Genomic DNA, 12,365 nt, shown 5'->3' with positions numbered 1-12,365 from the left:
GAATAACAGAAAGCGGGCAAAATTTCCGTTACCGCGCGGCAAACGCGTACACTCATCGACGTCATTTACATAAAAAAGGTTTTGTGATGGCCAATAATACCACCGGGTTAACCCGAATCATTAAAGCGGCAGGTTACTCCTGGAAAGGATTTCGCGCGGCGTGGGTCAACGAGGCCGCGTTTCGTCAGGAGGGCGTCGCCGCCATCGTGGCCGTCGCGATCGCCTGCTGGCTGGACGTCGACGCCATCACCCGCGTATTGCTGATTGGCTCGGTCCTGCTAGTGATGATAGTCGAAATTCTCAACAGCGCGATTGAGGCGGTTGTGGATCGTATCGGCTCGGATTTTCACGAGCTTTCAGGGCGCGCCAAAGATATGGGGTCGGCGGCGGTTCTGCTGGCGATTATCATCGCGCTGATCACCTGGGGGATGCTGCTGTGGAGCCATTATCACTAACGTTCTTCGCTAACCCTCGCAAAATCTAAACAATCTGCCGATTTTTGTGTGCCATGTGGTTCCAAAATCACCGTTAGCTGTATATACTCACAGCATAACTGTATATACACCCAGGGGGCGGAATGAAAGCGTTAACGACCAGGCAGCAAGAGGTGTTTGATCTCATTCGGGATCATATCAGCCAGACGGGCATGCCGCCGACGCGTGCGGAAATTGCTCAGCGCTTGGGGTTCCGTTCCCCAAACGCGGCGGAAGAACACCTGAAAGCGCTGGCGCGTAAAGGCGCGATCGAGATCGTCTCCGGTGCCTCTCGCGGTATTCGTCTGTTGACGGAAGAAGAGCACGGCCTGCCGCTGATCGGCCGCGTTGCCGCCGGTGAACCGCTGCTGGCGCAGCAGCATATTGAAGGCCACTATCAGGTCGACCCGTCGATGTTTAAACCCAACGCCGATTTCCTGCTGCGCGTCAGCGGGATGTCGATGAAAGACATCGGCATTCTGGATGGCGATCTGCTGGCAGTCCATAAAACCCAGGACGTGCGTAATGGCCAGGTCGTCGTCGCGCGCATTGACGAGGAAGTGACGGTGAAACGCCTGAAAAAACAGGGTAACGTCGTCGAACTGCTGCCGGAAAACAGCGAGTTTTCTCCGATCGTCGTCGATCTGCGCCAGCAGAGCTTCACCATTGAAGGCCTGGCCGTCGGCGTGATCCGTAACGGGGAGTGGCTGTAACTCCCGTCTTAACGCAGCGTCATCATGATGCATGACGCTGCGATGTTTCTCCTCTGTCTGGTCCCTCTTCATGCTGCTCAACGCCGCCGATAAAGCACTGTGGCGCCTCGCGCTACCCATGATTTTCTCCAATATCACCGTTCCGCTGCTGGGGTTGGTGGATACGGCCGTGATTGGCCACCTGGACAGCCCGGTATACCTCGGCGGCGTGGCGGTCGGGGCGACGGCCACCAGTTTCCTTTTCATGCTGCTGCTGTTTCTGCGTATGAGCACCACCGGGCTGACCGCGCAGGCCTGGGGCGCCAAAGATCCGCAGCGCCTGGCGCGGGCGCTGGTGCAGCCGCTGGCGCTGGCGCTGGGTGCCGGGGTGCTGATTATTGCGCTACGCCTGCCGCTGATTAACCTTGCCCTGCATATTGTCGGCGGCAGTGAGGCGGTGCTTGAGCAGGCGAGACGGTTTCTCGAAATCCGCTGGCTCAGCGCACCCGCCTCGCTGGCCAATCTGGTGCTGCTCGGCTGGCTGCTGGGCGTCCAGTACGCCCGGGCGCCGGTGATTCTGCTGGTGGTGGGTAATCTGCTCAATATTGTGCTCGACCTGTGGCTGGTGATGGGCCTGCGGATGAACGTCCAGGGGGCGGCGCTGGCCACGGTTACCGCCGAGTACGCAACCCTGATCATTGGCCTGGTGATGGCGAAGCGAGTGCTGACGCTGCGCGGCGTGTCGCTGCTGATGTTAAAAAATGCCTGGCGCGGGGATCTGCGCCGGCTGCTGGCGTTGAATCGGGATATCATGCTGCGCTCTCTGCTGCTGCAGCTCTGTTTTGGCGCACTGACCGTGTTCGGCGCCCGTCTGGGCAGCGACATTGTGGCGGTTAACGCGGTACTGATGACCATGCTGACCTTTACCGCCTATGCGCTGGATGGCTTTGCCTATGCCGTGGAGGCCCACTCCGGCCAGGCCTACGGCGCCCGCGACGGTAGCCAGCTGCTGGAAGTCTGGCGGGCGGCCTGCCGGCAGTCTGGCATGGTGGCGCTGGCGTTTGCCCTGATTTACAGCCTGGCGGGGGAGTACATCATCGCTCTGCTAACCTCGCTGCCTTCTCTGCAGCAGCTGGCCGATCGCTATCTGATCTGGCAGGCCATCCTGCCGGTGGTCGGCGTCTGGTGCTATCTGCTGGACGGCATGTTTATCGGCGCCACGCGCGGCGCAGAGATGCGTAACAGTATGGCGGTAGCCGCGGCGGGGTTTGCTGTAACGCTGCTTTCGGTCCCACTGCTCGGTAACCATGGTCTGTGGCTGGCGCTGGCGGTGTTCCTCGCCCTGCGCGGCCTGTCGCTGGCGCTGATCTGGCGTCGCCACTGGCGGCGCGGCACCTGGTTTAACTAATCATTTCCGTTCATCGCGGCTAGCCGTGAATTCCCGCGGTTGCGCGCCGCTTACCGGGGCAGCTCAGTGGCCCGGCTCAGGGTAGCGTAAGCCGGGAAAATCCCCTCAGCCTTATCAATCGGTAGGATGGTTAAAAATTCCGAATAACGAATCCACCCCAGCATTCTCATCTATAGTTAATACCATGTCCGGCACAAAACGGGCTGTAAACCCACCGAATGATGAGGACGTTATCATGAATAAAGACGAAATCGGCGGTAACTGGAAACAGTTGAAAGGTAAAGCCAAGGAACAGTGGGGCAAACTTACCGATGATGATATGACCGTAATCGAAGGGAAGCGCGACCAGCTGGTCGGCAAAATTCAGGAGCGTTACGGCTATGCGAAGGATCAGGCTGAGAAAGAAGTCTCAGACTGGGAGCATAAGAACGACTACCGCTGGTAGCGTTCCCTGACCCGAAGAGTGAAGCATTTGTGTTAGTGCCTGTCTGAATGGCGCAGGGACGCGCCGTTAACCCTTTTTCCCGCTGCGGCTCACGCTCAGCGGGCTTTCTTTTTGAGCTGGATGGTATGATCGTGCTGGCAGTGTCCCGGTGTGCTGCAGGCTTCCACTTCCACACAACCCGCACAGAGACCGTGGGCTTCAATCACGTTGTGGCGCAGGGCAAAACCCATGCGGGCCGCCAGCGTATGCATGATATCTTCCACCCCTTCCGCCGCTTCCTCTTTTACCACGCCACAGCGGTCGCAGATAAACATGGCCGAGCTGTGAGTCGGCTGGTCAAACAGATGGCACAGCACATAGCTGTTGGTCGATTCCACCTTGTGAACAAAGCCCTGTTCAAGTAAAAACTCCAGCGCACGGTAGACCGTTGGCGGCTTAGCCTGTGGCTCTTTCTCACGTAGCAGGTCCAGCAGATCGTAGGCGCTTATCGCCCCTTGCTGCAGGCTCATCAGGCGCAACACTTCCAGACGCTGTGGAGTCAGGCGTACGCCGCGCTGCGCACAAAGCTTTTCAGCATGCGCTAACATCTCTTGCGAAGGGGTCTTATCCATGAGCATCCTCAGGTTGCGTGAATTTGAATCTGTTACTTTATCACGTTCCGCGTAAAACACCGAGAGCCGGCGGGTGATACAGGTCATACTTCAGATTGTCGGAACGTGCGCCAGGCACGGGCGCTGGCCGCTTACACCCGCTCAGTACGCGCTTTAGCAGGCTGCCTAAAACCGCCATGCCGAACTTAAACGCAACACGTATAGCCCGGGGTATGCTATATCTGAAGTGTCTCATTTTCGGAAGAAAACGATGAAACGACCTGATTGCATTCGCCACTGGCGCGAACTGGAAGGGCCCGACGATGCCACTTATCCCGACAGCCCGGAGCGTTTTTCCATAGGCGCGCCGCTGGGGCGCGGTTTACGGCTCAACCGGCTGGGGATCCACCACGAGCGGCTGCCGCCGGGGCGGCGCACCTCTTATCCGCATGCGGAGAGCGATGAAGAAGAGTTCATCTATGTGCTGGAGGGTTATCCGGAAGTGTGGATAAACGGCTATCTCTGGAAGCTGGAGCCGGGCGACAGCGTTGGGTTTCCTGCCGGCACCGGCATCTGCCACACCTTTCTCAATAACACCGAGCAGGAAGTTCGCCTGCTGGTGGTGGGCGAAGCCAACAAGAAGTACAACCGCATTTATTACCCGCTCAATCCCGGCTATGCCGCGACGCGCCAGGATCGTTGGGTTGACCATCCGCCGCAGTTCTTCGGACCACACGACGGCAAGCCGCGGAAAAAGTAGTCGTTGCAGGTGAGGGGCGAAGCGCGGCGCAGTATGCGCCTGTGGTGTATCTTTATGCTATAGTAGCGCCCCTTTTTACCCGGATGCTTATTTATTCACCATGATGCCTGAATCAACCTCTTCCGTTTTCCCGGCTCACCGTTTCTCCATCGCGCCGATGCTCGACTGGACCGACAGACACTGCCGCTACTTCCTGCGGCTGCTGTCGCGGCATACGCTGCTGTATACCGAAATGGTGACCACTGGGGCGATTATTCACGGTAAAGGCGATTATCTGGCCTATAGCGAAGAAGAGCACCCGGTTGCTTTGCAGCTCGGCGGCAGCGATCCGCAGGCCCTGGCGCAGTGCGCGAAGCTGGCCGAAGCGCGCGGCTATGATGAGATCAATCTCAACGTTGGCTGCCCCTCCGACCGCGTGCAGAACGGTATGTTTGGTGCTTGCCTGATGGGCAATGCGCAGCTGGTGGCCGACTGTATCAAGGCGATGCGCGATGTGGTGTCGATTCCGGTCACGGTAAAAACCCGTATCGGTATCGACGACCAGGATAGCTATGAGTTTCTGTGCGATTTCATTGAGACGGTCTCCGGCAAGGGCGAGTGTGAGATGTTTATTATTCACGCCCGCAAAGCCTGGCTCTCCGGGCTGAGCCCGAAAGAGAACCGCGAGATCCCGCCGCTGGATTACCCCCGCGTCTGGCAGCTGAAGCGCGACTTTCCCCACCTGACGATGGCGATTAACGGCGGGATCAAATCGCTGGACGAAGCCAGACTGCAGCTTGAGCATATGGATGGGGTGATGGTCGGGCGCGAGGCCTATCAGAACCCGGGCATTCTGGCTTCGGTCGACCGAGAAATTTTCGGCGTCGCCGGTGCGGATGCCGATCCGGTGGCGGTGGTGCGGGCCATGTATCCTTATATTGAGCGTGAGCTCAGCAAGGGCACCTATCTGGGTCATATCACCCGCCATATGCTGGGGCTGTTTCAGGGGATCCCCGGCGCCCGCCAGTGGCGTCGTTACCTGAGCGAGAATGCGCATAAAGCTGGCGCCGATATTGCGGTGCTGGAGCATGCGCTTAAGCTGGTAGCCGATAAACGTTAATTTCTGACGAAAACCTGGTGAAATTGACCACGCCCCGCGCACCGTCGAGGGGCGTTTTCTTTTGTATTCAGTCTGTTAGAGTTGGCATGTTTTTTGTAATACCTGCAGTAGAGAAAGATTTATGACTGTGGGGAGAGAACCATGCTGGAACTATTATTTGTTATTGGATTTTTTGTCATGCTGTTGGTCACCGGCGTATCGCTGCTGGGGATTATCGCGGCTATCGTTGTGGCGACGGCGCTGATGTTCGTCGGCGGGTTGTTCGCCTTGATGATCAAATTACTGCCGTGGCTGCTGCTCGCCGTGGTGGTGGTGTGGATTATTCGGGCGCTGAAATCCCCGAACGGAAACGCTTTTCGCGACAATAACCGCTGGCGTTACTAAGGTATTGAGGGGTGTGTCACAACCTGAACAATTTTGCTGACAACCGCGTAGGCATTACTGAGCAAATCTGTCACTATTAGCGCGTTAACGAATTCATCGCGCTGTACCCTACATACAGCCGAACTAAAAAAAAGTAAGGGCTTCCCAGGTGGAAGCCCTAAACTTTTGTCCCTTTGTCCTCTTACGGCAGCAGCAGACTGGACCCCTGAGTCACCCGGCTTTCCAGAACTTCATGCGCCCGACGGGCCTCGCTCAACGGGTAGGTCTGATTCTCGGGGACGTCCACTTTGATCACCCCGCTGGCGATCAGCGAAAACAGTTCACTGCAGGCTTCCGCCAGCTCTTCCCGGTTGGTGATATAGCCCTGTAGCGATGGGCGGGTGACGTACAGGGAGCCTTTTTGATTCAGGATCCCCAGATTGACGCCGGTGACCGGGCCCGATGAATTGCCGAAGCTGACCATCAGCCCACGCCGCTGCAGGCAGTCCAGAGAGGCCTCCCAGGTATCTTTCCCCACCGAATCGTAAACCACGGCCACTTTGTTACCGTCGGTGAGCGCCTTGAGCCGCTCCACGATAGACTCCTCGCGATAGTTAATCACCTGCCAGGCGCCAGCTTCCTTGGCACGCTGCGCTTTCTGCGCGCTGCCGACGGTGCCGATAAGTTTAGCGCCCAGCGCTTTCGCCCACTGACAGGCAATCAGCCCTACGCCGCCAGCGGCTGCGTGAAACAGGAACACCTCATTAGGCTTAATTTCATAGGTTTTGCGCAGCAGATACCAGACCGTTAGCCCTTTAAGAAACGATGCCGCGGCCTGTTCGAAAGAGATAGCATCCGGCAGGACTGCGGCTTTGTCGGCCAGCACATTGTGCACCGTGCTGTAGGCGCCGAGCGCCGACTGGGCGTACACCACCCGATCGCCAACTTTAATGTGCGTCACCCCGTGGCCAATTTTACTGACAATGCCGGCCGCCTCGGTGCCCAGACCGCTCGGTAGCGACGGCGGCGGATAGAGGCCGCTGCGAACATAGGTGTCGATATAGTTGATGCCGATGGCTTTGTTTTCGACCTGAATTTCATGTTCCGCAGGATCGCGAGGGGTAAACTCGACCGCCTGAAGCACCTCAGGCCCCCCGTGTTTCGAAAATTCGATGCGTGTTGCCATGTTCGCTCCTGTGTTGTTCTGAGATTATCCAGTAAGCTTAACAGCCTGCGCCGGCGGTGACGGATTTTCTTACCTGCCTCAGGGCCAGATCGTATAGAAAGGAAAAAGGAGAGGGCCGCCGTAGGGCGGACAGGGAGAGTGGATGACGAATTTTCAGTATGATGGCCTGGTCATTCTGGCCATTGCGGTAGGCCTGGCACTGGCAGGCCTGATTTGTCTGTTATTTTTTTCGTTGAAAGCAGGGTCAGGCAGAAAATTTTTTATATTTATCTGCATGATAATGCTTATGTTCCTGGCGTTGGCCGTCATCGGTGGATGAGGCGAGATTGAACGTATTGCCCGGTCCGGTTCTTTAGCGGCAATGGGTTTCTCGCTATACTGTCACGCTCTTTTCCGTATCGGTGAAATGTTAGGCTATGGCAGGAAATAAACCCTTCAACAAACCACAGACAGAAACCCGCGAACGCGATCCGCAGCTCGCCGGGCTGAAAGTCCCGCCGCACTCGATTGAAGCGGAGCAGTCGGTGTTGGGCGGTTTAATGCTGGATAACGAGCGCTGGGACGATGTCGCCGAACGCGTCGTTGCCGACGACTTTTATACCCGTCCGCACCGTCATATTTTTACCGAGATGGCGCGCCTGCAGGAGTCCGGCAGCCCGATTGACCTGATTACGCTCGCCGAGTCGCTGGAGCGTCAGGGGCAACTGGATAGCGTCGGCGGCTTCGCCTACCTGGCCGAACTCTCCAAAAACACCCCCAGCGCGGCGAATATCAGCGCCTATGCCGACATCGTGCGCGAACGCGCGGTGGTGCGCGAGATGATTTCGGTGGCCAACGAGATCGCCGAAGCCGGTTTCGACCCGCAGGGGCGAACCAGCGAAGATCTGCTCGACCTCGCCGAGTCCCGGGTTTTCAAAATCGCTGAAAGCCGGGCCAATAAAGACGAAGGGCCGAAAAACATCGCCGATGTGCTCGACGCCACCGTCGCCCGTATCGAACAGCTGTTCCAGCAGCCGCATGACGGCGTCACCGGGGTGAATACCGGCTATGACGACCTCAATAAAAAGACCGCTGGCCTGCAGCCGTCGGATCTGATCATCGTCGCCGCCCGTCCGTCGATGGGTAAAACGACCTTCGCGATGAACCTCGTGGAAAACGCGGCGATGCTGCAGGATAAGCCGGTATTAATCTTCAGTCTCGAGATGCCCTCGGAACAGATCATGATGCGTTCTCTGGCCTCGCTGTCGCGCGTCGATCAGACCCGCATTCGTACCGGCCAGCTGGATGACGAAGACTGGGCGCGGATCTCCGGCACCATGGGGATCCTGCTGGAAAAACGCAATATCTATATCGATGACTCCTCCGGCCTGACGCCGACAGAGGTGCGCTCTCGGGCCCGGCGTATCGCCCGCGAACACGGCGGTATCGGGCTGATTATGATCGACTACCTGCAGCTGATGCGCGTGCCGTCGCTCTCCGACAACCGTACCCTTGAGATCGCCGAAATCTCCCGCTCGCTGAAGGCGCTGGCGAAAGAGCTGCAGGTGCCGGTGGTGGCGCTTTCGCAGCTGAACCGCTCCCTTGAGCAGCGTGCCGATAAGCGCCCGGTCAACTCCGACCTGCGTGAGTCCGGCTCTATCGAACAGGATGCCGACTTGATCATGTTCATTTACCGTGATGAGGTATATCACGAGAACAGCGATTTAAAAGGCATCGCGGAAATTATCATTGGTAAACAACGTAACGGCCCGATCGGCACCGTGCGACTGACCTTTAACGGCCAGTGGTCGCGTTTCGATAATTATGCCGGCCCTCAGTATGACGATGAGTAAACCTCTGTCAGTCTTTTTTTAAGGAATTCAAATGCAAGCGGCAACTGTAGTTATCAACCGCCGCGCTCTGCGACACAACCTGCAACGTCTGCGTGAACTGGCGCCTGCCAGCAAACTGGTTGCGGTGGTGAAAGCGAACGCCTACGGACACGGTCTTCTTGAGACCGCGCGAACGCTGACCGACGCCGACGCCTTTGGCGTCGCTCGCCTGGAAGAGGCGCTGCGCCTGCGAGCGGGCGGCATCGCCCAGCCTATTCTTCTGCTGGAAGGCTTTTTTGCGGCGGAAGACCTGGCAGTGATCGCTGCCCAGCGCCTGCATACGGCGGTGCATAGCCCCGAGCAGCTGGCGGCGCTGGAACAAGCCGACCTCCCCGAGCCGGTGACCGTGTGGATGAAGCTGGATACCGGCATGCATCGCTTAGGGGTGCGCCCGGAGGAAGCCGAGGCGTTTTATCAGCGTCTGAGCCAGTGTAAAAACGTCCGCCAGCCGGTGAACGTGGTGAGCCATTTCGCCCGCGCCGATGAGCCGACCTGCGGCGCCACCGAACGCCAGCTGGATATCTTCACCACCTTTACCGAAGGCAAGCCGGGGCTGCGCTCTATCGCCGCCTCGGGCGGCATTCTGCTGTGGCCGCAGTCGCATTACGACTGGGTGCGTCCGGGGATTATCCTGTACGGCGTGTCGCCGCTGGACGATCGTTCCACCGGGAAAGATTTTGGCTGCCAGCCGGTGATGACCCTGACGTCCAGCCTGATTGCGGTACGCGAGCATAAAGCAGGGGAACCGGTCGGCTACGGCGGCACCTGGATCAGCGAACGCGACACCCGTCTCGGCGTGGTGGCGATGGGCTATGGCGACGGTTATCCGCGCGCCGCGCCGTCGGGCACGCCGGTGCTAGTCAATGGCCGCGAAGTGCCGATTGTCGGTCGGGTGGCGATGGATATGATCTGCGTTGACCTCGGACCGCAGGCCCAGGATAAAGCCGGCGACGCTGTGGTGCTGTGGGGAGAGGAACTTCCGGTAGAGCGCATCGCCGAGATAACGAAAGTGAGTGCTTACGAACTTATTACGCGACTGACTTCCCGCGTCGCCATGAAATACCTCGACTAAGCACCAGCCGTCCCGGATAACCCTGATGGTTATCCGGGACGCCATCGGCACAGCCGCGAGCGAAAAAGCGGGTTATGCCACCTTGCGGTCATTTTCCCCTCAACATCCTCTCGACCTGCCGTCATATCCGGTTTATTGTGTAAGAACCTGCCCTATGTAAACCTGGAGATACATCGCGTGTTTCAAAAAGTTGACGCCTACGCCGGCGACCCTATTCTTTCTCTGATGGAACGCTTCAAAGAAGATCCGCGAAGCGACAAAGTCAACCTGAGTATCGGGCTGTACTACAACGATGACGGCATTATCCCGCAGCTGCAGGCGGTGGCGGAAGCGGAAGCACGCCTGAACGCCGGACCGCATGGCGCCTCGCTGTATCTGCCGATGGAAGGGTTGAGCGGCTACCGTCAGGCGATTGCGCCGCTGCTGTTTGGCGCAGAGCATTCCGCGCTTAAGCAAAATCGCATTGCCTCCATTCAGACGGTCGGCGGTTCGGGCGCGCTGAAGGTCGGGGCCGACTTCCTCAAACGCTACTTTCCGGAGTCTCATGTCTGGGTCAGCGATCCGACCTGGGAAAACCACATCGCCATCTTTGAAGGGGCTGGCTTCGAAGTAAGTACTTACCCCTGGTTTGATGAAGCGACCAACGGCGTGCGCTTTGCGGACCTGCTGGCGAGACTGCAAACGCTGCCGGCACGCGACATCGTGCTGCTGCACCCCTGCTGCCACAACCCGACCGGCGCCGACCTGACGCCGGAGCAATGGGACCAGGTGGTGGAGATCCTGCAAGCGCGTCAACTGATCCCGTTCCTCGATATCGCCTACCAGGGCTTTGGCGCCGGGCTGGAAGAGGATGCGTACGCCATTCGCGCCATCGCCAGCGCCGGGATGCCGATGCTGGTCAGCAACTCGTTCTCCAAAATTTTCTCCTTGTACGGGGAGCGCGTCGGCGGCCTGTCAGTGGTTTGTGAAGACAGCGAAACCGCAGGCCGCGTGCTGGGGCAGCTGAAGGCTACCGTGCGCCGTAACTACTCCAGCCCGCCGAGCTTTGGCGCGCAGGTGGTGGCGACGGTGCTGAACGATGCAGATCTGAAAGCCACCTGGCAGGCGGAAGTGGACGCCATGCGCGCGCATATTCTGACTATGCGTCAGGCGCTGGTCGACGCACTGCTGCAGGTAGCTCCCGGCAGCAAAGTCGATTATCTGCTTAAGCAGCGCGGGATGTTCAGCTATACCGGCTTCAGTGCGGCGCAGGTGGATCGTCTGCGCGACGAGTTTGGTGTCTACCTGATCGCCAGCGGTCGCATGTGCGTGGCGGGGTTAAACTCACGTAATGTTCAGCAAGTGGCGAAAGCCTTTGCTGCGGTGATGTAAGCCGCTCTCCAGTGGATTGTCGCTGCCGGTCAACTGGCAGCGGCAACCGCGTCCTCTGAGTGTGATCATCCTCTTTTTCTATGACATCTGCGCGAAAAAGGCTTTTCATCCATGCCACCTGCGGGTAAGGTCCGGGCGTTGCTAAGCATGCACATTATTAAAAATAATAATGATTGATAGATTTAGGGATAAATATGCGCAAACTTACTCTCGCCCTTGCGGCGGCTTCTCTCCTGTTCACGCTGAACAGCGCCGTTGTGGCGCGCGCCTCCACGCCTCAGCCACTGTGGGTGGGCACCAACGTGGCCCAGCTGGCCGAGCAGGCGCCGATCCACTGGGTTTCGGTGGCGCAAATCGAGAACAGCCTGCTGGGGCGGCCGCCGATGGCCGTCGGCTTTGATATCGATGACACCGTCCTCTTCTCCAGTCCGGGCTTCTGGCGCGGGCAAAAAACCTTCTCCCCCGGCAGTGAGGATTACCTGAAAAACCCGCAGTTCTGGGAAAAAATGAACAACGGCTGGGATGAATTCAGCATGCCGAAAGAGGTCGCGCGCCAGCTGATTGCAATGCATGTAAAACGTGGCGATAGCATTTGGTTCGTCACCGGCCGCAGCCAGACCCCAACAGAAACCGTTTCTAAGACTCTGCAGGATGATTTCCTCATTCCGGCCGCCAGCATGAATCCGGTGATTTTCGCCGGCGATAAGCCGGGCCAGAACACCAAGACCCAGTGGCTGCAGGCGAAGCAGATAAAGGTTTTCTACGGCGATTCGGATAACGACATCACCGCCGCCCGTGAGGCCGGCGCCCGCGGGATCCGCGTGCTGCGGGCCGCCAACTCCTCTTATAAGCCGCTGCCGATGGCCGGGGCGCTGGGTGAAGAAGTGATCGTCAATTCTGAATACTGACGATCGCCTGAACGGGATAAACGGCAGCGGCAGCGCTGCCGTTTTTTTATGCAAAATCAGGGGGGGAAGGTTTTACCTTTTCACGTATTGCTGCACACTTAGAGAGATTCATTCGCAAAAGGAGTCG

The 12,365-nt window shown here is 58.2% G+C and carries 14 protein-coding genes; 12 read left to right on the top strand and 2 right to left on the bottom strand.

Annotated elements, in window-relative coordinates:
* Positions 1 to 86 precede the first annotated feature (86 nt).
* From B8P98_RS26085 to B8P98_RS26070, 4 genes are all read left to right on the top strand, one after another.
* A complete protein-coding gene (locus B8P98_RS26085; protein WP_095033568.1) occupies positions 87 to 455 on the top strand; it encodes a diacylglycerol kinase in 369 nt (122 codons plus the stop codon).
* 122 nt (positions 456 to 577) lie between these two features.
* Positions 578 to 1,186, top strand: a complete 609-nt coding sequence (gene lexA, locus B8P98_RS26080) for a transcriptional repressor LexA (RefSeq protein WP_025713807.1) — start codon at positions 578 to 580, stop codon at positions 1,184 to 1,186.
* A gap of 70 nt (positions 1,187 to 1,256) precedes the next feature.
* A complete protein-coding gene (dinF, locus tag B8P98_RS26075; RefSeq protein WP_025713808.1) occupies positions 1,257 to 2,573 on the top strand; it encodes an MATE family efflux transporter DinF in 1,317 nt (438 codons plus the stop codon).
* Positions 2,574 to 2,808: 235 nt separating this feature from the next.
* Positions 2,809 to 3,018: a CsbD family protein gene (locus B8P98_RS26070; protein WP_004206293.1), complete on the top strand. Its 210-nt coding sequence runs from the start codon at positions 2,809 to 2,811 to the stop codon at positions 3,016 to 3,018.
* Between the two features lie 95 nt (positions 3,019 to 3,113).
* Here B8P98_RS26070 and zur read toward each other — a convergent pair whose 3' ends face one another.
* Positions 3,114 to 3,629 carry a zinc uptake transcriptional repressor Zur gene (zur, locus tag B8P98_RS26065; RefSeq protein WP_002884931.1) on the bottom strand — a complete coding sequence of 172 codons (516 nt, stop codon included), beginning with the start codon at positions 3,627 to 3,629 and terminating at the stop codon, positions 3,114 to 3,116.
* A 250-nt stretch (positions 3,630 to 3,879) separates the two neighbouring features.
* Here zur and B8P98_RS26060 point away from each other — a divergent pair, with 250 nt between their 5' ends.
* From B8P98_RS26060 to pspG, 3 genes are all read left to right on the top strand, one after another.
* A complete protein-coding gene (locus tag B8P98_RS26060) occupies positions 3,880 to 4,368 on the top strand; it encodes a cupin domain-containing protein (protein ID WP_002884935.1) in 489 nt (162 codons plus the stop codon).
* A gap of 100 nt (positions 4,369 to 4,468) precedes the next feature.
* Positions 4,469 to 5,467 carry a tRNA dihydrouridine(20/20a) synthase DusA gene (dusA, locus tag B8P98_RS26055; RefSeq protein WP_087804920.1) on the top strand — a complete coding sequence of 333 codons (999 nt, stop codon included), beginning with the start codon at positions 4,469 to 4,471 and terminating at the stop codon, positions 5,465 to 5,467.
* 141 nt (positions 5,468 to 5,608) lie between these two features.
* Positions 5,609 to 5,851 (top strand): envelope stress response protein PspG, encoded by a 243-nt coding sequence (gene pspG, locus B8P98_RS26050; RefSeq protein WP_012543188.1) that lies wholly within the window; start codon positions 5,609 to 5,611, stop codon positions 5,849 to 5,851.
* A gap of 181 nt (positions 5,852 to 6,032) precedes the next feature.
* On the opposite strand, the gene B8P98_RS26045 is transcribed toward pspG, so the two are convergent.
* The gene (locus B8P98_RS26045) at positions 6,033 to 7,016 is read right to left on the bottom strand and encodes a quinone oxidoreductase (protein WP_025713810.1); all 984 of its coding nucleotides are present in this window, start codon (positions 7,014 to 7,016) and stop codon (positions 6,033 to 6,035) included.
* A 142-nt stretch (positions 7,017 to 7,158) separates the two neighbouring features.
* Between B8P98_RS26045 and B8P98_RS30570 the strand changes: the two genes are divergently transcribed.
* The 5 genes from B8P98_RS30570 to aphA all read left to right on the top strand — a co-directional run bounded on the left by B8P98_RS30570 (position 7,159) and on the right by aphA (position 12,238).
* Positions 7,159 to 7,335 (top strand): hypothetical protein, encoded by a 177-nt coding sequence (locus B8P98_RS30570; protein ID WP_157738380.1) that lies wholly within the window; start codon positions 7,159 to 7,161, stop codon positions 7,333 to 7,335.
* A gap of 97 nt (positions 7,336 to 7,432) precedes the next feature.
* Positions 7,433 to 8,848: a replicative DNA helicase gene (dnaB, locus tag B8P98_RS26040; protein ID WP_002884942.1), complete on the top strand. Its 1,416-nt coding sequence runs from the start codon at positions 7,433 to 7,435 to the stop codon at positions 8,846 to 8,848.
* Positions 8,849 to 8,879: 31 nt separating this feature from the next.
* On the top strand, positions 8,880 to 9,959 hold the full coding sequence (gene alr, locus B8P98_RS26035) for an alanine racemase (RefSeq protein WP_087804917.1): 1,080 nt from the start codon (positions 8,880 to 8,882) through the stop codon (positions 9,957 to 9,959).
* 177 nt (positions 9,960 to 10,136) lie between these two features.
* On the top strand, positions 10,137 to 11,330 hold the full coding sequence (tyrB, locus tag B8P98_RS26030; protein ID WP_095033567.1) for an aromatic amino acid transaminase: 1,194 nt from the start codon (positions 10,137 to 10,139) through the stop codon (positions 11,328 to 11,330).
* Between the two features lie 194 nt (positions 11,331 to 11,524).
* Positions 11,525 to 12,238 carry an acid phosphatase AphA gene (aphA, locus tag B8P98_RS26025; protein ID WP_025713813.1) on the top strand — a complete coding sequence of 238 codons (714 nt, stop codon included), beginning with the start codon at positions 11,525 to 11,527 and terminating at the stop codon, positions 12,236 to 12,238.
* The last annotated feature ends 127 nt before the right edge of the window (positions 12,239 to 12,365 follow it).

Origin of the sequence: Klebsiella quasivariicola (assembly GCF_002269255.1) — a bacterium.
In the GTDB taxonomy this organism is placed as follows: Bacteria; Pseudomonadota; Gammaproteobacteria; order Enterobacterales; family Enterobacteriaceae; genus Klebsiella; species Klebsiella quasivariicola.
The sequence above is the reverse complement of the archived record's forward strand: the minus strand, read 5'-3'. Positions and strand labels throughout refer to the sequence as shown.

What these genes read in the sequence shown, in the direction of transcription:
- B8P98_RS26085 (WP_095033568.1), top strand. Translation starts at nt 87, where the DNA reads ATGGCCAATAATACCACCGGGTTAACCCGAATCATTAAAGCGGCAGGT.
- lexA (WP_025713807.1), top strand. Translation starts at nt 578, where the DNA reads ATGAAAGCGTTAACGACCAGGCAGCAAGAGGTGTTTGATCTCATTCGG.
- dinF (WP_025713808.1), top strand. Translation starts at nt 1,257, where the DNA reads ATGCTGCTCAACGCCGCCGATAAAGCACTGTGGCGCCTCGCGCTACCC.
- B8P98_RS26070 (WP_004206293.1), top strand. Translation starts at nt 2,809, where the DNA reads ATGAATAAAGACGAAATCGGCGGTAACTGGAAACAGTTGAAAGGTAAA.
- zur (WP_002884931.1), bottom strand. Translation starts at nt 3,629, where the DNA reads ATGGATAAGACCCCTTCGCAAGAGATGTTAGCGCATGCTGAAAAGCTT.
- B8P98_RS26060 (WP_002884935.1), top strand. Translation starts at nt 3,880, where the DNA reads ATGAAACGACCTGATTGCATTCGCCACTGGCGCGAACTGGAAGGGCCC.
- dusA (WP_087804920.1), top strand. Translation starts at nt 4,469, where the DNA reads ATGATGCCTGAATCAACCTCTTCCGTTTTCCCGGCTCACCGTTTCTCC.
- pspG (WP_012543188.1), top strand. Translation starts at nt 5,609, where the DNA reads ATGCTGGAACTATTATTTGTTATTGGATTTTTTGTCATGCTGTTGGTC.
- B8P98_RS26045 (WP_025713810.1), bottom strand. Translation starts at nt 7,016, where the DNA reads ATGGCAACACGCATCGAATTTTCGAAACACGGGGGGCCTGAGGTGCTT.
- B8P98_RS30570 (WP_157738380.1), top strand. Translation starts at nt 7,159, where the DNA reads ATGACGAATTTTCAGTATGATGGCCTGGTCATTCTGGCCATTGCGGTA.
- dnaB (WP_002884942.1), top strand. Translation starts at nt 7,433, where the DNA reads ATGGCAGGAAATAAACCCTTCAACAAACCACAGACAGAAACCCGCGAA.
- alr (WP_087804917.1), top strand. Translation starts at nt 8,880, where the DNA reads ATGCAAGCGGCAACTGTAGTTATCAACCGCCGCGCTCTGCGACACAAC.
- aphA (WP_025713813.1), top strand. Translation starts at nt 11,525, where the DNA reads ATGCGCAAACTTACTCTCGCCCTTGCGGCGGCTTCTCTCCTGTTCACG.